The 26,975-nt window shown below is 71.6% G+C and carries 22 protein-coding genes; 10 read left to right on the top strand and 12 right to left on the bottom strand.

Features of this window, described 5'->3' with window-relative positions:
- Positions 1-194: 194 nt before the first annotated feature.
- Both rraA and BUE48_RS05630 read right to left on the bottom strand, forming a co-directional pair.
- Positions 195-674 carry a ribonuclease E activity regulator RraA gene (gene rraA / locus BUE48_RS05635; RefSeq protein WP_012851506.1) on the bottom strand — a complete coding sequence of 160 codons (480 nt, stop codon included), beginning with the start codon at positions 672-674 and terminating at the stop codon, positions 195-197.
- A gap of 81 nt (positions 675-755) precedes the next feature.
- Complete coding sequence (locus BUE48_RS05630; protein ID WP_286989162.1) at positions 756-1,247, bottom strand: Lrp/AsnC family transcriptional regulator; 492 nt, start codon at positions 1,245-1,247, stop codon at positions 756-758.
- 173 nt (positions 1,248-1,420) lie between these two features.
- Here BUE48_RS05630 and rocD point away from each other — a divergent pair, with 173 nt between their 5' ends.
- Complete coding sequence (gene rocD, locus BUE48_RS05625) at positions 1,421-2,620, top strand: ornithine--oxo-acid transaminase (protein ID WP_012851504.1); 1,200 nt, start codon at positions 1,421-1,423, stop codon at positions 2,618-2,620.
- A gap of 69 nt (positions 2,621-2,689) precedes the next feature.
- Here rocD and BUE48_RS05620 read toward each other — a convergent pair whose 3' ends face one another.
- From BUE48_RS05620 to BUE48_RS05600, 5 genes are all read right to left on the bottom strand, one after another.
- The gene (locus BUE48_RS05620; RefSeq protein WP_245536992.1) at positions 2,690-3,940 is read right to left on the bottom strand and encodes a serine hydrolase domain-containing protein; all 1,251 of its coding nucleotides are present in this window, start codon (positions 3,938-3,940) and stop codon (positions 2,690-2,692) included.
- Positions 3,941-4,231: 291 nt separating this feature from the next.
- Positions 4,232-4,762 (bottom strand): flavin reductase family protein, encoded by a 531-nt coding sequence (locus BUE48_RS05615; RefSeq protein WP_286989158.1) that lies wholly within the window; start codon positions 4,760-4,762, stop codon positions 4,232-4,234.
- A gap of 42 nt (positions 4,763-4,804) precedes the next feature.
- Positions 4,805-5,344 (bottom strand): hypothetical protein, encoded by a 540-nt coding sequence (locus BUE48_RS05610; RefSeq protein WP_041439338.1) that lies wholly within the window; start codon positions 5,342-5,344, stop codon positions 4,805-4,807.
- A gap of 51 nt (positions 5,345-5,395) precedes the next feature.
- Positions 5,396-6,289, bottom strand: a complete 894-nt coding sequence (gene mshB / locus BUE48_RS05605) for an N-acetyl-1-D-myo-inositol-2-amino-2-deoxy-alpha-D-glucopyranoside deacetylase (protein ID WP_012851500.1) — start codon at positions 6,287-6,289, stop codon at positions 5,396-5,398.
- A 13-nt stretch (positions 6,290-6,302) separates the two neighbouring features.
- Positions 6,303-7,961, bottom strand: coding sequence for a serine/threonine-protein kinase (locus BUE48_RS05600; protein WP_286989155.1), 1,659 nt, complete (start codon positions 7,959-7,961; stop codon positions 6,303-6,305).
- Between the two features lie 264 nt (positions 7,962-8,225).
- Between BUE48_RS05600 and BUE48_RS05595 the strand changes: the two genes are divergently transcribed.
- Positions 8,226-10,304 (top strand): S9 family peptidase, encoded by a 2,079-nt coding sequence (locus tag BUE48_RS05595; RefSeq protein ID WP_286989154.1) that lies wholly within the window; start codon positions 8,226-8,228, stop codon positions 10,302-10,304.
- A gap of 13 nt (positions 10,305-10,317) precedes the next feature.
- On the opposite strand, the gene BUE48_RS05590 is transcribed toward BUE48_RS05595, so the two are convergent.
- The gene (locus BUE48_RS05590; protein ID WP_286989152.1) at positions 10,318-12,057 is read right to left on the bottom strand and encodes an ABC transporter ATP-binding protein; all 1,740 of its coding nucleotides are present in this window, start codon (positions 12,055-12,057) and stop codon (positions 10,318-10,320) included.
- Positions 12,054-13,796 carry an ABC transporter transmembrane domain-containing protein gene (locus tag BUE48_RS05585; RefSeq protein WP_286989151.1) on the bottom strand — a complete coding sequence of 581 codons (1,743 nt, stop codon included), beginning with the start codon at positions 13,794-13,796 and terminating at the stop codon, positions 12,054-12,056. Before BUE48_RS05585 ends, BUE48_RS05590 begins: the two co-directional genes overlap by 4 nt.
- A 349-nt stretch (positions 13,797-14,145) precedes the next feature.
- On the opposite strand from BUE48_RS05585, the gene BUE48_RS05580 reads away from it, so the two are divergent.
- The 8 genes from BUE48_RS05580 to BUE48_RS05545 all read left to right on the top strand — a co-directional run bounded on the left by BUE48_RS05580 (position 14,146) and on the right by BUE48_RS05545 (position 23,276).
- The gene (locus BUE48_RS05580) at positions 14,146-15,360 is read left to right on the top strand and encodes a PP2C family protein-serine/threonine phosphatase (RefSeq protein WP_286989150.1); all 1,215 of its coding nucleotides are present in this window, start codon (positions 14,146-14,148) and stop codon (positions 15,358-15,360) included.
- The gene (locus tag BUE48_RS05575) at positions 15,357-17,051 is read left to right on the top strand and encodes a sensor histidine kinase (RefSeq protein ID WP_286989148.1); all 1,695 of its coding nucleotides are present in this window, start codon (positions 15,357-15,359) and stop codon (positions 17,049-17,051) included. Before BUE48_RS05580 ends, BUE48_RS05575 begins: the two co-directional genes overlap by 4 nt.
- Positions 17,044-17,541 (top strand): response regulator, encoded by a 498-nt coding sequence (locus BUE48_RS05570; protein WP_012851493.1) that lies wholly within the window; start codon positions 17,044-17,046, stop codon positions 17,539-17,541. Before BUE48_RS05575 ends, BUE48_RS05570 begins: the two co-directional genes overlap by 8 nt.
- 131 nt (positions 17,542-17,672) lie before the next feature.
- Positions 17,673-18,371: a succinate dehydrogenase cytochrome b subunit gene (locus BUE48_RS05565; RefSeq protein WP_012851492.1), complete on the top strand. Its 699-nt coding sequence runs from the start codon at positions 17,673-17,675 to the stop codon at positions 18,369-18,371.
- Positions 18,372-18,373: 2 nt separating this feature from the next.
- Positions 18,374-20,314 carry a fumarate reductase/succinate dehydrogenase flavoprotein subunit gene (locus BUE48_RS05560; protein ID WP_012851491.1) on the top strand — a complete coding sequence of 647 codons (1,941 nt, stop codon included), beginning with the start codon at positions 18,374-18,376 and terminating at the stop codon, positions 20,312-20,314.
- A gap of 17 nt (positions 20,315-20,331) precedes the next feature.
- On the top strand, positions 20,332-21,087 hold the full coding sequence (locus BUE48_RS05555; protein ID WP_012851490.1) for a succinate dehydrogenase/fumarate reductase iron-sulfur subunit: 756 nt from the start codon (positions 20,332-20,334) through the stop codon (positions 21,085-21,087).
- 191 nt (positions 21,088-21,278) lie between these two features.
- On the top strand, positions 21,279-22,331 hold the full coding sequence (locus BUE48_RS05550; protein ID WP_012851489.1) for a LysR family transcriptional regulator: 1,053 nt from the start codon (positions 21,279-21,281) through the stop codon (positions 22,329-22,331).
- Positions 22,332-22,523: 192 nt separating this feature from the next.
- Positions 22,524-23,276, top strand: coding sequence for a hypothetical protein (locus BUE48_RS05545; protein ID WP_012851488.1), 753 nt, complete (start codon positions 22,524-22,526; stop codon positions 23,274-23,276).
- Positions 23,277-23,309: 33 nt separating this feature from the next.
- Here the strand turns inward: BUE48_RS05545 and BUE48_RS05540 are convergent, their stop codons facing one another.
- The 3 genes from BUE48_RS05540 to BUE48_RS05530 form a co-directional block, all read right to left on the bottom strand.
- Positions 23,310-24,032 carry a Crp/Fnr family transcriptional regulator gene (locus tag BUE48_RS05540; RefSeq protein WP_286989143.1) on the bottom strand — a complete coding sequence of 241 codons (723 nt, stop codon included), beginning with the start codon at positions 24,030-24,032 and terminating at the stop codon, positions 23,310-23,312.
- Between the two features lie 214 nt (positions 24,033-24,246).
- Positions 24,247-25,017, bottom strand: coding sequence for a succinate dehydrogenase/fumarate reductase iron-sulfur subunit (locus BUE48_RS05535; RefSeq protein ID WP_286989142.1), 771 nt, complete (start codon positions 25,015-25,017; stop codon positions 24,247-24,249).
- Positions 25,014-26,945 carry a fumarate reductase/succinate dehydrogenase flavoprotein subunit gene (locus BUE48_RS05530; RefSeq protein ID WP_012851485.1) on the bottom strand — a complete coding sequence of 644 codons (1,932 nt, stop codon included), beginning with the start codon at positions 26,943-26,945 and terminating at the stop codon, positions 25,014-25,016. Before BUE48_RS05530 ends, BUE48_RS05535 begins: the two co-directional genes overlap by 4 nt.
- Positions 26,946-26,975 lie beyond the last annotated feature (30 nt).

The raw sequence follows: 26,975 nt of genomic DNA, 5'->3' as shown, positions 1-26,975 counted from the left end.
CCCTCCGAGGTTCTTCGTCACCTTCAGCACGCTGACTCAACTCGCGCCCGCCTGCTCTCCTTATTAGCACAGATCGACATTCGTCCGCGCTCAAGCCTTCGCAACCCCAGAGCATTAACAAAGATCAAGCTACAGGATTAGTTTTGGCTCCAGCGGGAAGCTTTTCCGTAGCGTTTCCACAACTTTTGAGTGGATCAGATGAGGCGGCGGGAAGCCACTACGATGCCGTCCTCGTCGCTGTAGAGCCAGTGGCCGGGGCGGAACTCCACGCCGCCGAAGGTGACGGGGACGTCGACCTCGCCGACGCCTTCCTTGGCGCTCTTGCGGGGGTTGGAGCCCAGGGCTTTGATGCCCAGGTTCAGGGTGCGCAGGGTCGCCACGTCGCGGACCGCGCCGTTGATCACCACGCCGGACCAGCCCTGCTCGACCGCGGAGGCGGCGATCAGGTCGCCCATCAGGGCCGAGGCCAGGGAGCCGCCGCCGTCCACCACCAGCACCCGGCCCTCGCCGGGGGTGTTCAGCAGCTTCTTGACCAGTGCGTTGTCGCGGTGGCAGCGGATGGTGGCGATCGGGCCGGCGAAGGCGGTGCGCGCACCGTACTGCCGGAACTGGGTCTCGCAGCTGGCCAGCTCGGCGTCGAATTCGTCGATCAGGTCGGCGGTCGCGAACTCCATGCCAGGGAGCCTACCGTTTGGTAACCAAGCGCCCGGAACCCGCCCCCTGGCCTGTGCGGAGAACGATCCGCGGCGCAGTTCTCAACTCCCCATCGGTGTCCGATCGCAGGTCATCCCCGGTGGACCCGGGCCGTCGGTGGGGCGGCCGATCAGGCGGGACAGCACGATCGAGGTCTTGGTCTGGGCGATGTTGGGTTCGCGGCGCAGGCGCTCCAGGGTCTCCTCCAGGTGACTGATGTCGCGGGCCCGCAGGTGGATCAGGGCGTCGGCCTCGCCGGTGATGGTGTAGGCGGCGATGACCTCCGGATACTTGCGGACGCTCTCGTAGGTCTCCTCCGGGGAGCGGGCGCCGTCGTAGAAGATCTCGATGAACGCCTCGGTGGTCCAGCCCAGCGCCGCCGGGTCGACCACCGCGGCGAAGCCGGTGATGACGCCCTCCTCGCGCAGCCGGTCGACGCGGCGTTTGACCGCGGGCGCCGACAGCCCGATGGCGTCGCCGATCTGGGCGTAGGAGGCCCGGGCGTTCTCCATCAGCTGCGCAACGATCCTGCGGTCGAGCTCGTCAAGACGCAACGAACGCACCCTCTGAAGTCGGTTTTGTGACTGTCTCCGCTGTCTGCTTCGAACATACGCTGGACGCAGGGGAGGCGGCCACCTCGCCTTCCCGGCCTGCGCCGGGCCGATCCCCGGTGCGGGCGACTCCGGCCACGGTCATCTAAAGGTCGGCGGACCGCCGAAGGAGCATCGTGACGACGCGAACCGAACAGCTGCGCGCACTGTCCGACGAGCACAGCGCCCACAACTACCATCCGCTCCCGGTCGTGATCGCCGAGGCCGAGGGCGCCTGGGTGACCGATGTCGAGGGACGGCGCCTGCTGGACATGCTGGCCGCCTACTCGGCGGTCAACTTCGGGCACCGTCACCCCCGGCTCATCGCCGCCGCGCGGCGGCAGCTGGAGCGGGTCACCCTGGTCAGCCGGGCCTTCGACCACGACCAGTTCGGGCCGTTCGTCGCCGAGCTGGCCGAGCTGGCCGGCAAGGAGATGGTGCTGCCGATGAACAGCGGCGCCGAGGCCGTCGAGACCGCCCTCAAGACCGCGCGCAAGTGGGGTTACGAGGTCAAGGGCGTGCCGGCCGACCGGGCCAACATCATCACCTTCGAGGGCAACTTCCACGGCCGGACCACCACGATCATCAGCTTCTCCACCGACCCGGACGCCCGTAACTCCTACGGCCCCTACACCCCCGGCTTCCGCATCGTCCCGTACGGGGATGCGCAGGCGCTGGCGGCGGCGATGGACGAGAACACCGTGGGGGTGCTGGTCGAGCCGATCCAGGGCGAGGCCGGGGTGATCGTGCCGCCCAGGGGGTTTTTGACGGCGGTGCGCCGGCTGTGCACCGAGCACGGCGCGTTGATGATCGCCGACGAGATCCAGTCCGGGCTGGGCCGCACCGGCGCCACGTTCGCCGTCGAGCACGAGGGTGTCGTCCCCGACGTGTACGTGCTGGGCAAGGCGCTGGGCGGCGGCATCCTGCCGGTGTCGGCGGTGGTCGCCGACGCCGATGTGCTGGGGGTGTTCAAGCCCGGCCAGCACGGCTCGACGTTCGGGGGCAACCCGCTGGCCTGCGCGGTGGGACGCGAGGTGATCGCGATGCTGCGCACCGGCGAGTACCAGGAGCGGTCGCGGACGCTGGGTGAGCACATGCACCGGCGGCTGAGCGCGCTGCCCGGCGACGTGGTCCGCGAGGTGCGCGGACGCGGGCTGTGGGCCGGGGTGGAGCTGAACGGCAAGGCCCGCCCGGTCAGTGAGCGGCTGCTGGAGCTGGGCGTGCTGGCCAAGGAGACCCACGAGACCACGCTGCGGCTGGCCCCGCCGCTGGTGATCAGCAGGGAGGACCTGGACTGGGCGCTGGACCGGCTGGAGATCGCACTGCGCGAGTTTTGATCGCTCCCCGCTCGGGCGCCCGGGGCACCTGGCCCCGGGCGCTCTTTTCCGAGGAACGGGGAGGCCCGCTCAGCGCAGGGCCGGCACGCCCATCAAGGGCATCGGTGTCACAGGCCGCCGGGCGAAGGTGACCTGGGCCTGCCGGTCCCCGCAGAGGGCCAGCTGCAGGAACGGCCCGAACGCCTCGTCGATGGGGTGGGGTTGCAGGTTCCCCGAGGAGTCCGGCCGGTTGTACTTGGTGAGGTTCACCGCGTAGGAGACCTGCCGTCCGCCGTCGGCGCGGATCAGCGACTGTGCTCCCGCTCCCCAGACCACGCCGTCGTGCCCCCAGAAGACGCCGCAAGGCGTGTGGACCGCATACAGGCCGAGGCCGTAGTCCATGGTCCCGCCGCCGACGCCGACCGGCACCGTGCGCTGCATCTGCGCCAGCGACGCCCTGCTGATGATCTTGCCGTTCAGCAGGGCGGCGTAAAAGCGGTTGAGGTCGTCCATGGTCGACACCACGGCGCCCGCCGTGCCCACCCAGGACATGTCGTAGACGCTGTAGTCGCGCGGCGGGTCGATCAGGCCGTACATCGCCTCGTACATCCGCGGATGCGGCCCTTTGATGCGGGGGCCGGCCGGGAACGCGGTGTGCTTGAGCCCGGCGCGTTCGATGACGTTGCGGGTGATGTGCTTTTCGGCCGGGGTGCCGGTCACCCGTTCCAGCAGCTGCCCGAGGATGACGTAGTTGGTGTTGGAGTAGGACCCGGGCAGTTCACCGGGCCGGCCGGTGGCGGGCGCGGCCAGCCCCATCCTGATCAGCTCGGCCGGGCGGAACCGGCGGAACCGGTTGTCCTCCAGGCTGCGGGGCGACCCCTGCAGCAGGGAGGGGAAGGCGTAGGGGATGTAGTCGGCGATTCCGCTGGTGTGGTTGAGCAGCATCCGGACGGTGATGCGCCGGCCGCGTTCACCGGGCACCAGGTGCGGCAGGTAGCGGCCGATGGGGTCGTCGAGCCGGATCCTGCCCCGTTCGGCCTGTTGCAGGACGGCGGCGGCGGTGAAGGTCTTGGTGATGCTGCCGACGCGCTGGCGCATGTGGGGCGTGACGGGACGGCCGGTCCGGACGTCGGCGACCCCGGAGGCCCCGCGCCACACCCGGCCGCCGTCGCGCACCTGGGCGTACAGGCCCGGCATGCCCGCCCGGTGCACCCCGTCCATGGCGGCCTGCAGTTTCGCCGGGTCGAGCCCGGCCGCGGTGCTCGCGGCGGAGGCCGGTGTCACGATCAGCACGCCCGCCCCGGCGGCCGCGATCCCGAACGCCGCCAGCCGCTTTTTCACCGAACCTTTTTCAGCACGCCGTTTCCGCAGGCCGGAACGGGTGCGCCGGGGACGCTGCCATGGCCCGCCCGCGGTATGGGACCGAGTGCCGCCGAGGTTTCCGTGCCCAGGGTGCCGGAAAAGGTTCACTGCTCCGTCCTCTCGTCGAACGCGAGGTCGGAAAGTGACTCTCCTGGAGACGGCAGGAAATGTCACCCTCCGTGCGGAGGGATATCCCCTCTTCGCGAGGAGGAGACCGTTTTCCCTCCCGCGAAGGACGACGGCATGCGAATCCGCAGGTCCCGCGGGAGGCTAGGCCAGGGTGCGGTAGCGGCCCTCGAAATACAGCAGGGGACGGTGCTGGGGGGCGGGGGTGGACGCCGCCAGGACCCGGCCGACCACGATGCTGTGGTCGCCGCCGTCGTGCACGGCGTGAGTGCGGCACTCCAGCGCCGCCAGCGCCTCGGTGAAGATCGCCGCCCCGGTGTGCTCGCCCCGGGTGAACGGGTGGCCGCCCAGCCTGCCGTCCAGCGGCCGGCCCCGGGTCGCGAACCACTCAGAAAGGTCCCGGGCGCTCTCGGGCAGCACCGACACCGCCCACCGGCCGGATTTCAGCACCGCCCCGTGCAGGCGGGCGTTCTTGTCCGCGCAGAACAGCACCAGCAGCGGGTCCAGGGAGACCGAGGTGAAGGCGTTGATGGTCATGGCGTAGTCCACGCCATCGGCCACCGTGGAGACGATCGCCACCCCGGTGGCGAACCGGCCGAGCACCCGGCGGAACTCGCGGGGGTCCAGCTGGACGGCGGGCTGGTCGGACGGCTGCAAAAGACGCTCTTCGCTCACAATGCCCCAGACACTACCCAGGCGCCCGGAAGGTACCGCAGGTCAGGTCCGGTCACGGGTCACGCCGGGGCCCAGCAGCCAGGCTCCGGGCACTCCGGCGGACCGGGTGAGCGCCACGGCCAGGCCGCCGGTGACCATGCCGCCGATCATGAACAGGTAGCCGGGCAGGTCCCCGGTGATGAGCAGGTCGCCTTCAGCGCGCGGGCTGGAGGCGGCGATCACCACGGCCATCCAGGTCACCCAGGGGACCGCCGCGGCCGACTTGGCGCGCATCCCCCAGCCGACCAGCCAGGGCACCGCGAAGTTCAGCGCCACCAGCACGATCGCCGCCACCGGGACCGGCCCGGCGCTCCACCGGTAGTGCAGGGAGCCGATGCATCCCATGGCCAGACCCAGCAGCGCCAGCAGCCCGTAGGCGCCGCCGACGACGAAGGCCCGCAGCGCCCCCTCATCGGGCGGCGGCGCGGCCGGCGGGTTCGCTTTCGCAACGGCCGGGAAGTCCTCGGGCGAAGGCCCACCGGGCAGGACCGGGGTGCCGCCGTCCCCGGTCAGCGGCACTCCGGTGTCCTGGTCGTTGTCCACAGCCACTGAGGTTATCCATTCGGTTCGGGCCGCCCGTTCCCCGTCGCCGGTCTACTCCAGGCCGGGCAGCCCCGAAAACAGCCCGCTTTCGCGTCCGTCGGCCACCGCCGGGCCGCGCGGCCCGTCCAGCAGGGTGTAGTACTCGGCGCCGAACGCCTGCTGCCCGATGTTGTTGGACAGCGCGAAGAACGGCCCTTCGGAGGCCACCACGACCTGGGTGCGGTGGGCGCGCAGCGCCGCCAGCTTGGCCGGCAGGTGGGCGCGGGCGTCCACCACCGTGGTGACCTGGTCGTCGGGCACCCCGTAGCCGAGCTGGTCGATGCTGGAGACCCGTTCGAAGGGGTGGCGGGAGTCGCGCATCAGCGCGATCGACCGGGCCAGCACCGTGCGCGGCGTGGCGGTGGCGTAGAGCTTGGCGGCCGACCAGGGCTCGCCCTCGCCGTGGGCGGGGTCGGCGGCCAGCTCACGCGCCCGCACCGTCACCCGGTGGGCCTGGATGTGGTCGGGGTGCCCGTAGTGGCCGTGCTCGTCGTAGGTGACGATCACCTGCGGGCGCACCTCGCGGATGATCTCGGCGAGCAGCCTGGCGGCCTCCTCCACGTCCGCCCGCCAAAAGCAGCGGGGATGGTCGTTGGACGGGGCGCCCATCATGCCCGAGTCCCGCCAGCGGCCGGCGCCGCCCAGGAAGCGGTGGTCGGTGACGCCGAGCGCCGCGCAGGCCTCCTTCAGTTCGCCGATCCGGAACTCGCCGAGCCGGTCCTCCTTGTCGGAGGCGAGGTGACGCAGCTCCTCGGGGATGATCTCGCCTTCTTCGCCCAGCGTGCAGGTCACCAGGCAGACATGGGCGCCCTCGGCGGCGTACTTCGCCATGGTCGCGCCGGTGCTGATCGATTCGTCATCCGGATGGGCGTGGACGAACAGGATCCGCCGGTCCGTGTCACTCATAGGCCGACCATACTCAGGGCGCCGGAATGATCTGCTGGCCGGTGCCCATACCGGGGCCGCCGCCCCCGCCGGGACCTCCGCCCCCGGGGCCGCCGCCGGGGCCCTCATCACCGCCGCCGGGACCGCCGTCACCGCCGTCGGGGCCGCCGTCACCGCCGGGACCGCCGTCACCGCCGGGGCCCTCATCACCGCCGCCGGGACCGCCGTCACCGCCGTCGCCGCCGGGCGGCTGGGTGGGCGGGGGCTGGGTGGCCGGCGGCTGGGACGGCTCGGAGGGGGGCGGGGGCTGCTGCCGCTCGGTGCGCCGGGGACGCGGCTGGGGCTGGTAGGTCTCCTGCGGCGGCTCGGTCTGCTGCGAGTCGTCCTGCGGCCGCTCCTCGCCGGCGTCGTCGTCGACGGTCTGCTCGGCCGTGGGAGAGGGGTTCGGGTCGGCCGGGTCGTCCCCCCGGCTCGCCGCGTACGCCAGCGCGCCGATGAGTACCAGCACCCCGGCCACCGCCGCCACCGCCAGCAGCAGCGGGCTCTTGGAGCGGTCCTCGCCCGGCGGCGCCCCGCGCCGTCCCGGCGGGGGCGGGTAACCGGGCACGCCCGGCAGCGTCCCGCTCACCGGGCCGTGGGGCGGGGGACCGGAGGGGCCCGCCGGGGGGATGCCCATCGGGCCGGCCACCCGGGTCCGCCCGGGGTCGGTGGACCTGGCCGCCATCTGCTGGCCCTCCGCCAGCACCGTGGTGGGGATCTCACCGCCGGGCGGCAGCGGGTTCATCGCCGCCGTCTGCGCCTCGGCGACGCGGGTGGCCTCGCCGGCCGCCGAGCCGTCCAGCACGGTCGCGCCGTCGGCCGGCCCCGGCAGCGGCAGCTGGGCGGCGCCGCCGCCACCGCCGCCGATCAGCCGCATCATCAGCGCCTGGGAGGTGGGACGGGCCTTGGGGTCCTTGGCCAGGCACTCGCGGAGCAGCTCGCGCAGGTCGTCGGGCACCCCCTCCAGGTTCGGGGGCTCGTTCAGCAGCCGGTTGATGACGGCGTGGATGCTGTCCTGGCCGAACGGGGGCCGCCCGGTGGCGGCGAACACCATCGTCGAGGCCCAGGAGAAGATGTCCACCGCCTCGGTCAGCTGGGCGCCCATCACCTGCTCGGGCGCCATGTAGGCGGGGGTGCCGATGGCCTTGGTGCTGTTGGTGGAGCCGGCGTCCAGGGCCCGGGCGATGCCGAAGTCGATCACGCGGGGGCCGTCGGGGGCCATCAGCACGTTGTGCGGCTTGAAGTCGCGGTGCACGATGCCGGCCTGGTGGATGGCCACCAGCGCGGTCATGGTGCCGATGGCCAGCCGGTCCAGCGCCGCCCCGGTGCGCGGCCCCTGCTCGGTGACCAGCTTCTGCAGGGAGGGGCCGGGCACGAACTCGCTGACGATGTAGGGCCGGTCGCCCTCCAGGTCGATCTCCAGCACCTGCGCGGTGCAGAACCGGGCGACCTGCTTGGCGGCCTGCGCCTCGCGCACGAACCGGCTGCGGGCCGAGGCGTCCTCGGTCAGGTCGCCGCGCAGCAGCTTGATGGCGACCTTGTTGCCTTCGGCGTCCTGCCCCAAGTAGACGACACCCTGGCCGCCCTCGCCGAGACGTTCCAGAATCTGGTAGGAACCCAGGCGCCGCGGATCACTCGACTGCAGCTCCGGCATCGACACTCCTGCTACACGGGGGCCAAGGGGCGGGAGTCTCCGAAACTACCGGAGAGGCCGCCCACCCGCCTGCCCGTCAAGGGGCGGGTGTGGATCGATTGCATAACGTTCACCCCGGGGGCGATCTCTCACGGTACCCGCCCACGCGGCGCTTTCCGATCGGCATGGCCGACGGCAAGGGAAAGGTGAACTTTCTCAACCTTGCCAGAGCGCACGGCGCCCGGCCACCGCATGAGGCGAACTCGGGCTGGCAGACTCGGGGGCATGACCACGAGCTACCCGCGGCAAAGCGCCCGCACCCGCCGGTTCACCCTGGGAGTTCCCCGCGATTTCCGCATCGCCCCGGACGGCTCCCGCCTGGCGTTCCTGCGCACCAAGTCGGGCACCGACCCGGTCACCTGCCTGTGGACGCTGGAGTTGGGCGGCGGTGAGGAACGCCTGGTGGCCGACCCGGCGGCGCTGGCCTCTTCCGGCCAGGAGGATCTTCCTCCCGAGGAGCGGGCCCGCCGCGAGCGCGTCCGCGAGCAGGCCGGCGGGATCGTCGGGTACGCCACCGACCGCGAGGTGCGCAGGGCGGCGTTCGCGCTGGACGGCCGGTTGATGGTGGCCGATCTGCGGGAGGCCGCGGTGCGGACGCTGGAGACGGCCACGCCGGTGTTCGACCCGCGCCCGGACCCGACCGGGCGCCGGGTGGCGTATGTGTCCGGGCGGACGCTGCGCGTGGTGGAGATGGACGGCACCGGCGACCGGGCGCTGGTGCGCCCGGAAAGCGAGCAGGTCTCCTACGGGCTGGCCGAGTTCATCGCCGCCGAGGAGATGGGCCGCACCCGCGGCCACTGGTGGGCGCCGGACGGGGAGTCGCTGCTGGTGGCGCGGGTGGATGAGACCCCGGTGACGCGCTGGCACATCGCCGACCCCGCCAACCCGCAGCGCCCGGCCACCGAGATCGCCTACCCGGCGGCGGGCACCCCCAACGCCTATGTGTCGCTGTATGTGATCGGCGTGGACGGCGGCCGCACGCCCGTGGTGTGGGACCGCGCCGAGTTCCCCTACCTGGTCACCGCCGGCTGGGACCGGCACGGGCCGCTGATCGTCGTCCAGTCCCGCGACCAGCGGGTCATGCGGGTGCTTCAGGTCTCCCCCGCCGACGGCGCCACCTCGGTATTGCACGTGTCCCACGACCCGGTGTGGCTGGAGATCGTCCGCGGCCTGCCGGCCCGCACCAGTGGCGGCGCCCTGGTGTGGACGGTGGAGGATGCCGACACCGACACCCGGCGGCTGACCGTGGACGGCGTCCCGGTCACCCCGCCGGGCCTGCAGGTGCGGTCGGTGCTGGGGGTGGACGGCGATGCGGTGCTGTTCACCGCCTCCGAGGAGCCGACCGAGGTGCACGTGTGGTCGTATGCGCCGGGTGAGCTGACCCGGCTCAGCGAAGGGCAGGGGGTCTTCGGCGGCGCCCGGGCGGGGAAGGTGACCGTGCTGACCGCCTCCCGGCTGGACCGGGACGGGGTGGAGGTGCGCGTGATCACCCCGGGCGGCGAGCACCAGATCGCCTCCCGGGCGGAGACCCCGGTGATCACGCCGTCGGTGCGCCTGCTGCACGCCGGCGAGCGGCGGATCCGCACCGCGGTGGTGCTGCCCACCGGCTGGAAGGCCGCCGACGGCAGGCTGCCGGTGCTGATGGACCCCTACGGCGGCCCGCACGCCCAGCGGGTGCTGGCGGTGCGGCGCGCCTACAACGAGGCCCAGTGGCTGGCCGACCAGGGGTTCGCGGTGGTCATCGCCGACGGCCGGGGCACTCCGGGCCGCGGCCCGGCCTGGGAGCGCGCGGTGCACGGCGACTTCGCCGGGCCGGTGCTGGAAGACCAGATCACCGCCCTGCAGGAGGCCGCCCGCAACTTCCCGGACGCCCTCGACCTGAGCCGGGTGGGCATCCGCGGCTGGTCGTTCGGCGGCTGGCTGGCGGCGCTGGCGGTGCTGCGCCGCCCGGACGTCTTCCACGCGGCGGTCGCCGGCGCCCCGGTGACCGACTGGCGGCTGTACGACACCCACTACACCGAGCGTTACCTGGGCCACCCCGATGAGGAGCCGGACAACTACCGGCGCAACAGCCTGATCGAGGACGCCGCCAAGCTGGAGCGTCCGCTGCTGCTCATCCACGGCCTGGCCGACGACAACGTGGTGGCCGCCCACACGCTGCGCCTGTCGTCGGCGCTGCTGGCGGCCGGCCGTCCGCACAGCGTGCTGCCGCTGTCGGGGGTGACCCACATGACCCCGCAGGAGGTCGTCGCCGAGAACCTGCTGAAGCTGCAGGTGGAGTTCCTCAAGACCCACCTGGGCTGAACCGGGCCGGCGGTCAGGTGCCATGCCAGGAGCGCCACAGGGCGGCATACCGGCCGCCGGCCTCGATCAGCTCTTGGTGGGAGCCGAGTTCGCTGATGCGGCCGTCCTCCATCACCGCCACCCGGTCGGCGTCGTGGGCGGTGTGCAGGCGGTGCGCGATGGCCACCACCGTGCGGCCCTCCAGCACCGCCGCCAGTGACCGCTCCAGCCTGCGGGCCGCCCGCGGGTGCAGCAGCGAGGTGGCCTCGTCCAGCACCAGGGTGTGCGGGTCGGCCAGCACCAGCCGGGCCAGCGCGAGCTGCTGGACCTGCGCCGGGGACAGCGCCCGCCCGCCGGAGCCCACCACGGCGTCCAGGCCGGGGCCGTCCCATTCGACCGCCTCCAGCGCGGCACGCGCCTGCTCGTCGGTGGCGTCGGGACGGGCCAGCAGCAGGTTGTCGCGCACCGTGCCGTAGAAGACGTGGTGCTCCTGGGTGACCAGGGCGACCTGGCCGCGCAGCTCCTCCAACGGCAGCTCCACCAACGGCACCCGGAGGCCGTCCGTACCGACCGTCACCGTGCCGGTGCGAGGGGTGTGAACGCCGGCCAGCAGCAGCCCCAGAGTGGACTTGCCCGCCCCGCTCGGCCCGACCACCGCCAGCCGCTCTCCCGGGCGCAGCACCAGGTCCACCCCGTGCAGCACGTCCCGGTCCGCGCGGTAGGCGTAGCGGACGTCACAGGCGGCCAGGGAGGGCTCGCCGTCCAGCGGGGGACGCCCGGCGGTGGGGATCCGGTCGGGCGGGACGTGCGCCACGCCCAGCAGCCGGGCCAGGGAGGCGCCGCCGAGCTGGAGGCTGTCCAGCCGGCTGAGGATCTGGTCCACCGGGTCGGCGAGCTGCCGGACGTACAGGACGGCGGCGGTCACCTGGGCCGGCGACGCCCAGCCGTGGAGGTGGTAGAGCCCGCCGATCAGCAAGGCGGCGGCGGTCTGCACGGTGAAGCTCAGCTCGATCACCGGGTAGTACACCAGGCGCAGCCGGAGGGTGCGGCGCTCGCGTTCCCAGCTAGCGGCGATGTCGGCGTCGACACGCCGGTGCCGCTGCCGTTGCAGGCCCAGCGCCTCGACGGTGCGGGCGGCGGCGACGGTCTCGGCCAGACCACCGGCAAGGTGCGCCCACGCCTGGTTCTCCCGCACGTAGGCGGTGCGGGCGCGCGGCAGGTACCAGCGGGTGACCGCCCAGATCAGCGGGACGCCCAGCAGGCACGGCAGCATCAGCAGCGGCCCCACCAGGACCAGCGCGCCGACCGTGAACACCACGAGGACCAGTGAGGTCATCGTCTCCGGCAGGGCGAAGCGCACCACGTCCGACAGGGCGCCCACATCCCGGGAGGCGCGGCTGACCAGGTCGCCGGTGCCGGCGCGTTCCACCGTCGACAGCGGCAGCCGCAAGGCCCGGCCGACGAACTCCTCCCGCAGCTCGGCCAGGACCCGTTCGCCCAGCCGGGCGGCGGCGTAGTGGGCGTGGTACATCAGCACGCCCTGAGCGATCACGAATCCGGCGATGGTCAGGGCGACGCCGTCGACGTCGGCGTGTCCGTCGGCGATGCCTTGCACCAGGTCGCCCAGCAGCCAGGGCCCCACCAGCCCGGCCACCGCGGCCAGCGCGTGCAGCACCAGCACCCGGGCCAGCGCCCGCGGGTGCCGTAGCACCAGCCGCCACGCGTACGCCCGCACCTGGCCGGCCGTGGCCACCGGCAGGGTCTCGGCGCTCATCGCCCTTCGCCTTCCTGCTCGCCGATCCGCACAGGGCCATCAGAGGCCTCCAAGGCGCTCCCCCTGGCCACGGCGGCGGCATAGCGCGGCTCGGCGGCCAGCAGCACTCGGTGGGGTCCTTCTGCGACGACCCTGCCGTCTGCGACGAAGACCACATGGTCGGCGCGGTCGAGGATGAGCGGGCTGGTGGTGCACACCACCGTGGTGCGGCCCGCCCGGGCCCGGCGCAGCCGCTCGGCGATGCGGGCCTCGGTGTGCGCGTCCACCGCGCTGGTCGGCTCCACCAGCACCAGCACCTCGGGGTCGGCGGCCAGCGCCCGGGCCAGCAGCAGCCGCTGCCGCTGGCCGCCGGAGAACTCCCGGCCGGCCTCCCCCACGCGGGCGTCCAGGCCCACCGCCATGACGATGTCCTCGGCGGCGGCCGCGTGGACGGCCTCGCGGACGGACGCGCCGGGCCGCCCGCAGGCCAGCACGTCCGCCAGGCGGCCCGACAGCAGGACGTCCTCGTTGACGGCGACGATGATCCGCTCGCGCAGGCCGGCCACTTCCCGCAGCGGCACCCCGTTGTAGGTGGCCTCGCTGTCGGTGTAGCGGCCCAGGCGGTCGGCGATGGCGCGGGCATCGGCCGGGTCGGCGGCGGCCAGCGCGGTCAGCCGTCCGGCCCGGGCGACGAACCCGCTGCCCGGATCGGCCGGCGTCCCCGGAAGCGGCGGGGGCGGAGTGAGGGTGCCGCAGTCGGGCAGTTCCGGTTCCAGCGCGAGGAAGCGCGCCACCCGGGCGGCCGCCACCCGCCCCCGTGTGATCTTGTCGGCGACTTCGCCGAGCGTGGCCATCGGCAGGGTCAGAAAAATCACATACCCGTAGCAGGTGACCAGCTCGCCGGGGGTGATCGAGCCCGCCGGCGCCGTCCGGGCCCCCAGCCAGACCACGGCCGCGACCAGCAGTCCCGGCAGCAGCGCCTCGGCACCGGCCAGCAGCGCCTCCGAGCGCGCCAGGCGCGTCCCGGCGCGCCGGACCCGCTGGGACTGGGCCCGGTAGCGCTCGGCGAACAGGTCCTCACCGCCGATGCCGCGCAGGACCCGCAGTCCCGCCACGATGTCGGTGGCGCGGGTGTTGAGGTCGCCGACCAGCTCCCGCAGCCGCTCGCTGTGGCGGTGGTGGGGACGCAGCAGCAGGGCGCCGGCCGCCAGCACCACCGGTATGCCGGCCAGCGTGACCAGGGCCGACGGCGGGGATGCGGCCGCCAGCAGCACCAGCACCGCCACGATGGCCGCCACCGCACCGGTGCCGCGGATCACACCGTCCATGACATCGCCGATGTGGGAGATGTCATAGATCCCGACACTGACGACCTCGCCCGCCCCGCTCCGCCGCGACAGCGTGGCGCCCAGCCGGGTGGCCTGCCGGGTGACCGCCTGGACAGTGCGGTAAGCGGCGGCCAGCCGGACGAGCGTCGCCAGCCGGTGCCGCCGTGCAGTGCTCACCGCCTGCAGCACGCCCAGTCCAAGCAGCACGCCCGACCACAGCAGCAGGGCACCGGCGTCCTTGCCCCGCACGCCCTCGTCGATCGCCCGGCCCATCGCGGCGGGGCCCAGGGCCATGCAGGCCATCCAGGTGACGCCCCATCCGATGCCGCGCAGCAGCGGCCCGGCCTGCAACCGCGCCAGCCACCACAGGTACCGTCCCGGTGAGCGGTGGTCGGGAATACCCGGGTCGGGTGCCGGCAGCGCGGTTCGCACACGGCGACCCTAGGCGGCTCTCCCCTGGGATCTCGAACGGTTTTCCAGGGCCGGCCGGGCGTGGCGACCCCCGAAAACCCTTCTCCGCAGCCGCCGGACGATCGGATCCGGCCCGGATGGATGCGCACGTTGGAAGGAAGACTGTAAGGTCAGGGCGTACGGAGCGAGCACGGGACATCCCCGGCGCAGCCCCGTGAGCCGGGCTCCGGTGCGGGACAGCATCGTCGTCCGGCCCATCACCGTGTGGTCGGTGACGCCTCCGCCGAGCCTTGTCACAACCCCCATCAGAGCCGCCCATGTCGAGCCTAAACCCGGGCCCTTGCCCCCGCCGACCAACCGGAAGCCATTGGTGAGCACGACCAGCGATCACACGACCTCGGCAGTGCCGGGGATCGACGGCAGGCTCCGCCTGCTGCTCATCGAGGACGACCCGGGCGATGCGTTCCTGGTGGAGGAGTTGCTCGCCGAGTCCGGCCTGGATGTGGAGATCCTGCACGCCCGCACGCTGGAGGAGGCCCGCCGCCGGATGACGGGCCGGATCCACTGCGTGCTGGCCGACATGACGCTGCCCGACGCCGGCGGGCTGGACCTGCTGCGCGAGGTGCTGAAGCTGACCGGCCGGGCGGCGGTGGTGGTGCTGACCGGGCTGGCCGACGCCCACCTGGGGGTGCGGGCGGTCGCCCTGGGCGCCGAGGACTACCTGGTCAAAGGGGAGGTGGACGGGCCGCTGCTGGCCCGCGCCATCCGGTATGCCATCGAGCGCAAGCGGGCCGAGGAGAGCGAGCGGCGCCTGGTGGAGGCCCGCATCGTCAGCCGGGAGAACGCCCGTCTGGAGCGGGGGCTGCTGCCGGTCCCGCTGATCGACGACGACTCGCTGGTGCACCACGCCCGCTACCGGCCCGGCCGGCGGCGGGCGCTGCTGGGCGGCGACTTCTACGACACGGTGCAGACCGCCGACGGGTCGGTGCACCTGATGATCGGGGACGTGTGCGGGCACGGCCCCGACGAGGCGGCGCTGGGGGTGTGCCTGCGCATGGCCTGGCGCACGTTGGTGCTGGCCGGGCACACCGGCGGGGAGCTGCTGTCGATCCTCAACACCGTGCTGGTGCACGAGCGGCGCAGCGACGAGCTGTTCACCACGGTGTGCATGGTGACCGTCGACCCTTCGCGGCGCAGTGCCCGGCTGCACCTGGCCGGTCACCCGGCGCCGCTGCTGCTGAACGAGGCCGGGGTGAACGCGGCGCCCGAAGAGCCGGCCGGGCCCGCGCTGGGACTGCCGGTCGACCTGGTGGACGGCACCCTGTGGCCCGGCATCGACATCGAGCTGGGCGCCTCCTGGGGCCTGATGCTCTACACCGACGGGCTGATCGAGGGCCGGATCGGGCAGGGCTCGGCCCGGCTGGGCACCGACGGCCTGGTCGGCCTGGCGCGCACCGCCGTGCAGGAGGGCGCCTCCGGCGACGCACTGATCGACACGCTGGTGTCGCGGGTCGAGGCGCTCAACGGCGAGGCGCTGGCCGATGACGTGGCGGTGCTGCTGCTGGCCACCCGGGAGCGCACGTGACCGCCGCGCCCCGTCCCGCCGAGCTGCCCGAGCCGGTGGTCTCGGCCGGGTCGATGAGCGCCAGTTCGCCGCTGCCCCCGCAGCTGGCGCCGCTGCGGCCGCCCACTCAGCTGCGCGGGCTGAGCCGGATCAGGCTGGGCCAGTGGTTCTACACCACCGCGGCGGCGCTGACGGTGCTGATGGCGATCACGGTGACGCTGGCGGTGCTGGCGCTGCAGGGCTACAACCAGGCCCGGGCCATCCTCATCGACCAGATCGACCCGGCGGCGCTGCGGCAGTTCCAGCTCACCACCGCGATGGAGGAGCAGGACTCGGCCATCCGCGCCTACGCCCGCCACGGCAGGGAGGCCGACCTGAAGGCCTACAAGGACGCGGTGACCGCCGAACGCCAGGCCGCCGCCGCCATGACCCGGCAGCTGGCCGCGGTGCCCGGGGCGGAGGAGACCCGCAGGCGGGTGGACGCGGCCGTGGCCGCCATCGCCGTCTGGCGGGAGCGGTTCGCCGGCCCGCTGGCCGAGGGCGCGCAGCTGACCCGGGACTCCAACGAGACCGGGCGGATGCTGTTCCGCCAGGTCAACGCCGCCAACTCCGCCACGCAGCGGGAGCTGACGAGGCTGCACGGCACCTATGACCAGCAGCTGCGCGACCGGGCCCGCACCCTGTACCTGTGGCTGGCGCTCACCGGCGTGGTGTTCGTGGTGGGCTCTACGGCCATCACGCTGCTGATCCGGTGGGCCGTGCTGCGCCCGGTGAACCGGCTGAGCGAGCAGGTGCGGGCGATCGCCCAGGGCGACTTCGCCCATCCGCTGCGGGGCTCGGGCCCGGCCGACTTCGTGGAGCTGGCCGACATCGTGGACTCGATGCGGCACCGCATCGTCCAGGAGTGGCGGGCCGCCTCCGAGGCCCGGCAGATGGTCGCCGCGCAGGCCGCCGAGCTGCGCCGCTCCAACGCCGAGCTGGAGCAGTTCGCCTATGTCGCCAGCCACGACCTGCAGGAGCCGCTGCGCAAGGTGGCCAGCTTCTGCCAGATGCTGGAGCGCCGCTACGGCGACCGGCTGGATGAGCGGGGCCGCCGCTACATCGATTTCGCGGTGGACGGCGCCAAGCGCATGCAGGCGCTGATCAGCGACCTGCTGATGCTGTCGCGGGTGGGCCGCTCGGAGCGCAAGGTGGAGCCGGTGGACATGGGCGCCCTGCTGGAGCGGACCAAGCACGACCTGGGGCATCCGATCGAGGAGAGCGGGGCCGAGGTCACCGCCGACCCGCTGCCGACGGTGACCGGCGACCGGACGCTGCTGGCGGTGCTGCTGCAGAACCTGGTGGGCAACGCCATCAAGTTCCGCGGCGAGGATCCGCCGCGGGTGCACCTGTCCGCCGAGCCGTCGGCCGACGATCCGGGCATGTGGGAGTTCGCCTGCCGGGACAACGGCATCGGCATCGACCCCAAGTACGCCGAGCGGATCTTCATGATCTTCCAGCGGCTGCATCCCCAGGACACCTACAGTGGCACCGGCATCGGGCTGGCCATGTGCCGCAAGATCGTGGAGTTCCACGGCGGCCGCATCTGGCTGGATCCCGGCCACGAAGGGCCCGGTACCACCTTCCGCTGGACGCTGCCCGTGCGGCAGGCGGACACCGAGGAGCGGGCCGACACCGAGAGTGAGGAAGGCGACGACGCTGCCGATGGGTGACAATCCTGGCGCGATCGAGGTGCTGCTGGTCGAGGACGATCCCGGGGACGTACTGCTGACCCGCGAGGCGTTCGAGGACAACAAGGTCCGCAACAACCTCAACGTGGTGGGCGACGGCGAGGAGGCCATGGCCTACCTGCGCCGCGAGGGCCGCTATGCCGACGCGCCCCGGCCGGATCTGATCCTGCTGGACCTCAACCTGCCCCGCAAGGACGGCAGGGAGGTGCTCAGCGAGGTCAAGGCCGACCCCGAGCTGCGTTCCATCCCGGTGGTGGTGCTCACCACCTCCGCGGCCGATGAGGACATCCTGCGCAGCTACGATCTGCATGCCAACGCCTACGTCACCAAGCCGGTGGACTTCGAGCGGTTCATCGAGGTGGTGCGGCAGATCGACGACTTCTTCGTGACCGTGGTGAAGCTGCCGGGGCACCGGTCCGGTTCGGGACCAAGGTCCCTGCCGCAAGAGGCGAAGTTCCCGAAAACCGTGTGAGCCCCCTCACCTGGAACGATGTGACGAAACGCACTCAATGCCCGAAATGCACCACTCATAGCCTATGGCTATCGAAACGAGTGCTTTCATGACTTGGACGCTCTGACCTGGGGCGACTTACCGTCGCCCCCGTGGTTCAAACGTCACCCCGCGCGCTTCCGGCGCTGTACCGTTCCACGATCGGCAAGAAGGCGATCATGGCGGTCACCGGCGCCCTGATGATCCTGTTCCTCGTCGTCCACATGGTGGGCAACCTGAAGGCCTTCTACGGCCCGGCGGAGATCGACGAGTACGCCGCCTGGTTGCGCAGGATCGGTGCGCCGGCCCTGCACTACGAGTGGTTCCTGTGGATCCAGCGGGTGGGCCTGCTGGTGGTGATCGGCCTGCACATGCTGATGGCCTTCCAGCTGACCCGCCGCGCCAAGCGGGCCCGTCCGACCCGCTACCGGCACCGTCCCAAGGTGCAGGGCTCGTACGCGGCCCGCACCATGCGCTGGGGCGGTGTGATCATCGTGCTGTTCGTGATCTACCACATCCTGGACCTGACGACCGGCACGGTGCACCCGGACTACCGGGACGGCGAGGTCTACAACAACCTGGTCAACGACTTCGCCCCCGAGCGCTGGTATGTGACCCTCTTTTACGCCCTGGCGGTCATCGCGGTGGGCTTCCACGTGCGGCACGGCCTGACCAGCGCGGTGCAGAGCCTGGGCATCAAGAGCCCGCAGCGGGCGCGCACCCTCAACCTGGCCGCCACCGCGTTCTCCGTTCTGCTCGTCGCCGGCTATCTGTCCGTGCCGTTCGCGGTCACCGTGGGATTGGTGGACTGACCATGACCGACAGCTTCTACACCCTCGGCGACCCGATCGCCGACACCAAGGCGCCCAAGGGGCCCATCGAGGAGCGGTGGAGCCGGCGCAAGTTCGAGATGAAGTTGGTCAACCCGGCCAACAAGCGCAAGAAGACCATCATCGTGGTCGGCACCGGGCTGGCCGGCGGGTCGGCCGGGGCCACGCTGGGCGAGCTGGGCTACAAGGTCATCCAGTTCTGCTTCCAGGACAGCCCGCGCCGGGCCCACTCGATCGCCGCGCAGGGCGGCATCAACGCCGCCAAGAACTACCGCAACGACGGCGACAGCGTCTTCCGGCTGTTCTACGACACGGTCAAGGGCGGCGACTTCCGCGCCCGCGAGTCCAACGTGCACCGCCTGGCGGAGATCAGCACCCAGATCATCGACCAGTGCGTGGCGCAGGGCGTGCCGTTCGCCCGCGAGTACGGCGGCCTGCTGGACAACCGCTCCTTCGGCGGCGCCCAGGTCTCCCGCACCTTCTACGCCCGCGGCCAGACCGGTCAGCAGTTGCTGCTGGGCGCCTACCAGGCGCTGATGCGCCAGGTGGACGCCGGCAACGTGGAGCTGCACCCCCGCCACGAGATGCTGGACCTGGTGGTGGCCGACGGCCGGGCGCGCGGCGTGGTGGTCCGCAACCTCGTCACCGGCGAGATCAAGACCTACACCGCCGACGCGGTGGTGCTGGCCACCGGCGGCTACGGCAACGTCTTCTACCTGTCCACCAACGCGATGGGCTCCAACGCCACCGCGATCTGGCGGGCGCACAAGCGCGGGGCGCTGTTCGGCAACCCCTGCTTCACCCAGATCCACCCCACCTGCATCCCGGTCAGCGGCGACCACCAGTCCAAGCTGACGCTGATGTCGGAGTCGCTGCGCAACGACGGCCGGGTGTGGGTGCCGGTGAAGGCCGGCGACACCCGCAACCCCAACGACATCCCCGAGGACGAGCGCGACTACTACCTGGAGCGCATGTACCCGGCGTTCGGGAACCTGGTGCCGCGCGACATCGCCTCCCGGGCCGCCAAGAAGGTCTGCGACGAAGGGCGCGGGGTCGGCCCCGGCGGCCGCGGCGTCTACCTGGACTTCGCCGACGCCATCAAGCGGCTGGGGATCGATGCCGTCAAGGCCAAGTACGGCAACCTGTTCGACATGTACGAGCGGATCACCGGGGAGAACCCGTACGAGGTCCCGATGCGGATCTACCCGGCCGTTCACTACACCATGGGCGGGCTGTGGGTGGACTACGACCTGGAGTCCACCATCCCGGGCCTGTTCGTGATCGGGGAGGCCAACTTCTCCGACCACGGCGCCAACCGGCTGGGCGCCTCGGCGCTGATGCAGGGCCTGGCCGACGGGTACTTCGTGCTGCCCAACACCATCGGCAACTACCTGGCCAACAACAACAAGCTCGGCGAGGTCCCGGCGGAGGTGATCGCCGAGGCCGAGGCCGGGGTCAAGGCCCAGATCGAGCGGCTGCTGTCGATCGACGGGGACCGCACCGTCGACTCCTTCCACCGCGAGCTCGGCCACATCATGTGGGAGTACTGCGGCATGGAGCGCACCGACGAGGGGCTGCGCAAGGCGCTCACGCTCATCCCGGCGCTGCGCGAGGAGTTCTGGCAGCGGGTCAAGGTGCCCGGGTCGGCCGACGACCTCAACCAGTCGCTGGAGAAGGCCGGCCGGGTGGCCGACTTCCTGGAACTGGCCGAGCTGATGGTCATCGACGCGCTGCACCGCACCGAGTCGTGCGGCGGCCACTTCCGCGCCGAGTCCCAGGACGCCGACGGCGAGGCCAAGCGCGACGACGCCAACTTCTCCTATGTGGCCGCCTGGGAGTGGGCCGGCGAGGGCAAGCCGCCCATCCTCCACAAGGAGCACCTGGAGTTCGAATACGTCAAGCCGAGCCAGCGCTCGTACAAGTAGGAAAACGGACCTTTTCCATGAAAATCACCCTGCGCGTCTGGCGCCAGAAGGGTCCCGAGGACGCCGGGAAGATGGTCGAGTACCAGCTCGACGACGTCTCCCCCGACATGTCCTTCCTGGAGATGCTGGACGTCCTCAACGAGCGGCTGATCGCCGAGGGCGAGGAGCCGATCGCCTTCGACCACGACTGCCGCGAGGGCATCTGCGGCATGTGCTCGCTGGTGATCAACGGCGTCCCGCACGGCCCGGAGCGGGCCACCACCACCTGCCAGCTGCACATGCGCAAGTTCAAAGACGGCGACGTCATCGACGTGGAGCCGTGGCGCGCCCAGGCCTTCCCGGTGATCAAGGACCTGGTGGTGGACCGGTCGGCCTTCGACAAGATCATCCAGGCCGGCGGGTACATCTCCGCGCCCACCGGCTCGGCCCCCGACGCCCACTCCATCCCGGTGCCCAAGCCGGCCGCCGACGCCGCCTTCGAGGCGGCCGAGTGCATCGGCTGCGGCGCCTGCGTGGCGGCCTGCCCCAACGGGTCGGCGATGCTGTTCACCGCCGCCAAGGTCACCCACCTGGGGCTGCTGCCGCAGGGCCAGCCGGAGCGCTATGACCGGGTGGTGAAGATGGTCCAGGCCCACGACGAGGCCGGCTTCGGCGGCTGCACCGTCACCGGCGAGTGCACCGTGGCCTGCCCCAAGGGCATTCCGCTGGAGACCATCACCCGGCTCAACCGCGACTACCTGGCCGCCACCGCCGCCGGCAAGAAGAAGTCGTAAAGCGCGGCGGGCGCCTTCGAGCCAGGGGCGCCCCGGACCGGTCGACGGGGATTCACCGGCGGGGCGCCCCTATCAATGCGCCTTCTCCCCGGCGCGGGGGCCTGTCACAGGACACAGGCGGGGACAAGGTTCGCTCTCCCGGCGAGACCGGGCATATGTCGCCGAGTTCGCTACCCGTACGCTCTTAAGCTGTGCAGTTGCAGCAGCTTGCGTACTTCGTCGCCGTAGCCGAGATCCGGCACTTCACTCATGCGGCCGAGGCGTTGCGGGTGGCTCAGCCATCGCTGTCCAAGCAGATCCGCGCGCTGGAGACCGAGCTGGGCGCCTCGCTGTTCAGCCGGGCGCGTGGCAACATCACGCTGACCCCGGCGGGAGAGGCGCTGCTGCCGCTGGCCAAGCGGATCCTGGCCGATGTGGACACCGCCCGGCTGGAGGTGCAGGAGCTGGTCGGGCTGCGGCGGGGCCGGGTGCGGCTGGGCGCCACGCCGTCGCTGTGCGCGGGCCTGCTGGCCGACGTGCTGCGCCGCTTCCACGACACCTACCCCGGGATCCAGTTGCTGGTGGAGGAGGGCGGCTCGCGCGACCTGGTCCGGCAGCTGACCCGGGGCGCGCTCGACCTGGCGCTGGTGATCCTGCCGCTGGCGGGGGACGCCCCGCTGGAGACCACCGCGATCCTGCGCGAGCACCTGGTGGTGGCCTCTCCCGCGCCGCGCCGCAACGGCTCCCGGCCGCCGGCCGTCCGCGGCGCCCTGCTGCCGCGCCGCCCGTACGTGCGGATCGAGGATCTGCGGGACCGTCCGCTGGTGATGTTCCGGCCCGGCTACGACCTGCGCGAGGCGACCATCGGGGCGTGCCGGCAGGCGGGCTTTGAGCCCCGCTTCGCGGTCGAGGGCGGGGAGATGGACGCCGTGCTGCGCTTCGTCGAAGCGGGGCTGGGCGTGGCCGTCGTCCCCAGCATGGTGCTGGCGGGACGGCCGGGACTGCGCGGCACCCCGCTGGCCATCGGCGACCCGCCCGAGGAGTCCGGCGGGCGCGGCTCGGCGGGCGCACCGGGCGCCGGTTCGTCCCGGCGCACCGAACCGGTGCCGGGACTGCTGCGCACCATCGCGCTGGCGCACCGCAAGGACGTGACGCTCACCCACGCGGCCCGCGCCTTCCAGCGGGTGCTGGAGTCCTTCATCCGGGAGGCCGCCCGCGCCGGCACCCTGCCGCCCGGCGTCGAGGCCCTGGTGCCGCTGAAGTGAGAGACGAGGCGGGCGGACGGTCTTTTCGGCCCGTCCGCCCGCATCCCGTGCGCGATCCACAAGCGCCCGTCATCACTTCCGCACAGTTTTGAAAGTGAAGCTTTTTCTCCATTCCGGCTAGCCGGGCGCTCGGGATGATCACTACGCTGCTCGCGGCATTCACTCTGTCTCGATCACCCCATCGGAGGTCCGATGAGACGTCCTCGGCTGCTCGCCGGACTGGCCGCCCTGGCCGTGTCCGCCGGGCTGCTGGCCGGGCCGGCGACCACCGCGCAGGCCGACACCTCCTACCAGCCCAGCAACGCCGACTTCGCCGACTGCCCGAAGCTGCCCTCCGGCACGCTGCCGCTGCTGTGGAACTGCATCTCCATCAACCTGGTGGAGGGGCAGATGAAGCTCGGCTCGCTGAAGCAGGACCTGACCAAGCCCGTCAAGATCACCGTCGCGATGGGCCTCAAGGGCGGCAAGCTCACCCTGGTCGAGGGCGGGATCAAGAGCGACCCGATCTCGATCAACCCGCTGCCGCTGCCGGTCGACCTGCTGGGCATCACCGTCCAGGTGCAGCAGGCCGGGCAGATCAAGCCCGCGCCGATCCTGCCCAAGACCATCCCGCTGAAGATCAAGCTCAACCACTGGCTGCTGGGCAACAACTGCTACATCGGCAGCGAGGCCAACCCCATCGCGATCACCCCCAACCTGTCGAACCTGGCGCTGACCAGCATCAACAACGTCCCGGTGATCACCACCACGATCTCCGACGACGCTTTTGCGGTCCCGGCGGTCTCCACCTGCGGACTGCTGGGCAACCCCGCCATCAACTCCGTCGTGGGCCTGCCCAGCCCCGCCGGCGCCAACTCCGCCACCATGAAGGCGGTCGTCCGCGTCAAGAACTACCGGCTCGGCCAGATCACCGGCCAGTACGCCGCAGACAACAACATCGCCTAAAAGGTGAGTCCCGGCTGCGCCGTCGCGCCCCTCTCAACGGGCGTGGCGGCGCAGCGCCTGCAGGTCGTGGACGATCACCCGGCGGCGTCCCGTCTCGATCCAGCCGCGGCTGCGCAGGGTGCGCAGCGCCTTGCTGACCGCCTCACGGGACGCGCCGACCCAGCCGGCCAGCTCCTCCTGGGTGAGGTTCAACGTGATCTGGACGCTCCCGGCCGGCTGCGGTCCCCTCGCCCCGGCGCCTCGCGCCTGCGGACGGCGGGGCTCGTACGGCTCGCTGTAGCGCTCGGCCATCTCCACCAGCCGCTGGGCCACCCGGCCGGTGGTGTCGTACCTGCCGAACTCGACCCGCTTGCGGTCGGCGTCCCGCCAGCGCTGGCACAGCATCCGCATCAGCAGCACCGACACCCGGCTGTGGCCGTGCAGGAAGTCCATGAACTCCTCGGCCGACAGCGCCCGCACCCGCCCCGGCCGCAGTGCCGTCACCGTGGCCGAACGGGGCAGCCCGTCGATCGCCGACACCTCCCCCAGCAGCGCGCCGGGTCCCCGCACCGCCAGCACCACCTCCACGCCGTTGTCGGCGTGCGAGCAGGCCTTCACCATTCCCGACAGCAGCACCGCCACCCAGGTGGTCTGCTCCCCTTCGGTGAAGAGCACATCGCCGCGATCCATCCGGCGTTCCCTGCCCCGCCGCAGCAGATCGGCGCGCTCCTGGGCGGTCAGGACGGCAAGGAACGAACCAGGTTCATAGGCGTTCATACGGTTCACTACATCACGTCATGTGTGCACTTCTCCCTAGTTCATGCATCACAGATCGGGAGAGACTGCAACGTGCCGTGCGCGCTGCCGGAGCGCTATGGGACACGGCCGCCCGGGGACGGCGTCGCCGGGGCACGCCGCCCCCGGGAAGCCCGTCCTCACGCACACGCCCCGGAACCTGCGCGAGGTTCCGGGGCGTGGACGGACTTTCAGCTCAGGCCGAGGGCGTGTCCTGGCTCTTCTTGACGATGCCGAGCTTGGAGCCCAGCCACACCAGCGGGTCGTAGCGCCGGCCGACCACCCGCTCCTTCAGCGGGATCAGCGCGTTGTCGGTGATCTTGATGTGCTCCGGGCAGACCTCGGTGCAGCACTTGGTGATGTTGCAGAAGCCCAGCCCGTGGTCCTCCTGGGCGATGTGCCGCCGGTCGGACTGGTCGGCCGGGTGCATCTCCAGCTCGGCGATGCGCATCAAAAAGCGCGGCCCGGCGAAGGCCGGCTTGTTCTCCTCGTGGTCACGGATGACGTGGCAGACGTTGTTGCACAGGAAGCACTCGATGCACTTGCGGAACTCCTGCGAACGCTGCACGTCCTCCTGCATCATCCGCAGCTCGCCGGGCTTGGCGTCGCCGGGGTTGAACGCCGGGATCTGCCTGGCCTTCTCGTAGTTGAACGACACGTCGGTGACCAGGTCGCGGATCACCGGGAAGGTGCGGATCGGGGTGACCGTGATGGTCTCGTCCTGGGAGAAGGTGGACATGCGGGTCATGCACATCAGGCGCGGCATGCCGTTGATCTCCGCCGAGCACGACCCGCACTTGCCGGCCTTGCAGTTCCACCGCACCGCCAGGTCGGGCGCCTGGGTGGCCTGCAGCCGGTGGATGATGTCGAGGACGACCTCGCCCTCGTTGACCTCGACGGTGTAGTCGACCAGCTCGCCCTCGCCGGCGTCCCCGCGCCAGACCCGGAACTTCGCCTGGTAGCTCACTTGTCGTCCTCCTCGGCCCCGGCAGCGGCCCGCATCCCGGCCGGCAGTTCCTCCGGCGTCATGTACTTCTTCAGCTCTTCGACGTCGAACAGCGCGAGCAGGTCCTCGCGCATCGGCTCCATCTCCTGGCGCTTGATCTCCACCCGCGGGTCGTCGGCCTTGCCGACCAGCCGGCAGATCAAATTGACCTTGCGCCACTCGGGGGACATCTGCGGGTAGTCCTCACGGGTGTGCCCGCCGCGGCTCTCGGTGCGCTCCAGCGCCGCCTTGGCGATGCACTCCGACACCAGCAGCATGTTGCGCAGGTCCAGCGCCAGGTGCCAGGCGGGGTTGTAGCCCTTGCCGCCCTCGACCGACACCTTCGCCGCCCGGGCGCGCAGCTCCTCCAGCTTCTCCAGCGCCAGCTGCAGTTCCTTTTCGGTGCGGATGATGCCGACCAGGTCGTTCATCGTCTGCTGCAGGTCGGCGTGCACCGCATACGGGCTCTCCCCGCCCTTGCGCTCAAAGGGCGCCAGCGCCTCGGCGACGGCGTAGTCGATCTCCTCCTGGTCGGGGACGGGACGGTCATCGCCCAGGGAGTCGACGTACTCGGCGGCGCCCAGCCCGGCGCGGCGGCCGAACACCAGCAGGTCCGACAGGGAGTTGCCGCCCAGCCGGTTGGAGCCGTGCATGCCGCCGGAGCACTCGCCGGCCGCGAACAGGCCCGGCACGACGGCCGCGGCGGTGTCGGGGTCCACCTCCACCCCGCCCATCACGTAGTGGCAGGTGGGGCCGACCTCCATCGGCTCCTTGGTGATGTCGACGTCGGCCAGCTCCTTGAACTGGTGGTGCATGGCCGGCAGACGCCGCTTGATCTCCTCGGCGCCGCCGGGCATCCGGCCCACCACGGTCAGGAACACCCCGCCGTGCGGGGAGCCGCGGCCGGCCTTGACCTCGGCGTTGATGGCCCGGGCCACCTCATCGCGGGGCAGCAGCTCCGGCGGGCGCCGGTTGTTGTCGGGGTCGTCGTACCAGCGGTCGGCCTCCTCCTCGGTGGTGGCGTACTTCTCCTTGAACACCTCGGGGATGTAGTCGAACATGAACCGCCGGCCCTCGGAGTTGAGGAGAATGCCGCGGTCGCCGCGCACCGACTCGGTGACCAAGATCCCCTTCACCGAGGGGGGCCAGACCATCCCGGTGGGGTGGAACTGGACGAACTCCATGTTCAGCAGCGTGGCGCCGGCCAGCAGCGCCAGCGCGTGCCCGTCCCCGGTGTACTCCCAGGAGTTGGAGGTGACCTTGAAGCTCTTGCCGATGCCGCCGGTGGCCAGCACCACCGCCGGGGCCTCGAACACCACGAACTTGCCGGTCTCGCGGACATAGCCGAACGCCCCGGCGATCTTGCCGCCCTTGACCAGCAGCCGGGTGATGGTGGTCTCCGGCCACACCTTCAGGTAGGCCTCATAGTCGCCGTGGTCGCGGTGGTCCTCCTGCTGGAGCGCGACCACCTTCTGCTGCAGGGTGCGGATCAGCTCCAGGCCGGTGCGGTCGCCCACGTGCGCCAGGCGCGGGTACTCGTGGCCGCCGAAGTTGCGCTGGCTGATCTTGCCGTCCTTGGTGCGGTCGAACAGCGCGCCCCAGTGCTCCAGCTCCCAGATGCGGTCCGGGGCCTCCTTGGCGTGCAGCTCGGCCATGCGCCAGTTGTTGAGGAACTTGCCGCCGCGCATGGTGTCCCGGAAGTGCACCTTCCAGTTGTCGTTGGGGTTGACGTTCCCCATCGCGGCGGCGGCGCCGCCCTCGGCCATCACGGTGTGGGCCTTGCCGAACAGCGACTTGGAGATGACCGCCGTCTTCTTGCCCTGCAGACGTGCCTCGATCGCCGCACGAAGCCCGGACCCGCCGGCGCCGATCACGACGACGTCGTAGGAATGCCTTTCGATCTCGGTCATGATCAGTCCTTGTCAGGAAGGATGCGCGGG

The organism is Thermomonospora sp. CIF 1, from assembly GCF_001896795.1.
Taxonomy (GTDB): Bacteria; Actinomycetota; Actinomycetes; order Streptosporangiales; family Streptosporangiaceae; genus Thermomonospora; species Thermomonospora curvata.
The sequence above is the reverse complement of the archived record's forward strand: the minus strand, read 5'-3'. Positions and strand labels throughout refer to the sequence as shown.

Coding starts and splice junctions, on each gene's coding strand:
- BUE48_RS05570 (WP_012851493.1), top strand. CDS start 17,044: ATGGGTGACAATCCTGGCGCGATCGAGGTGCTGCTGGTCGAGGACGAT.
- rraA (WP_012851506.1), bottom strand. CDS start 674: ATGGAGTTCGCGACCGCCGACCTGATCGACGAATTCGACGCCGAGCTG.
- BUE48_RS05600 (WP_286989155.1), bottom strand. CDS start 7,961: ATGCCGGAGCTGCAGTCGAGTGATCCGCGGCGCCTGGGTTCCTACCAG.
- BUE48_RS05555 (WP_012851490.1), top strand. CDS start 20,332: ATGAAAATCACCCTGCGCGTCTGGCGCCAGAAGGGTCCCGAGGACGCC.
- BUE48_RS05545 (WP_012851488.1), top strand. CDS start 22,524: ATGAGACGTCCTCGGCTGCTCGCCGGACTGGCCGCCCTGGCCGTGTCC.
- BUE48_RS05540 (WP_286989143.1), bottom strand. CDS start 24,032: ATGAACGCCTATGAACCTGGTTCGTTCCTTGCCGTCCTGACCGCCCAG.
- mshB (WP_012851500.1), bottom strand. CDS start 6,289: ATGAGTGACACGGACCGGCGGATCCTGTTCGTCCACGCCCATCCGGAT.
- BUE48_RS05590 (WP_286989152.1), bottom strand. CDS start 12,057: ATGAGCGCCGAGACCCTGCCGGTGGCCACGGCCGGCCAGGTGCGGGCG.
- BUE48_RS05560 (WP_012851491.1), top strand. CDS start 18,374: ATGACCGACAGCTTCTACACCCTCGGCGACCCGATCGCCGACACCAAG.
- BUE48_RS05530 (WP_012851485.1), bottom strand. CDS start 26,945: ATGACCGAGATCGAAAGGCATTCCTACGACGTCGTCGTGATCGGCGCC.
- BUE48_RS05595 (WP_286989154.1), top strand. CDS start 8,226: ATGACCACGAGCTACCCGCGGCAAAGCGCCCGCACCCGCCGGTTCACC.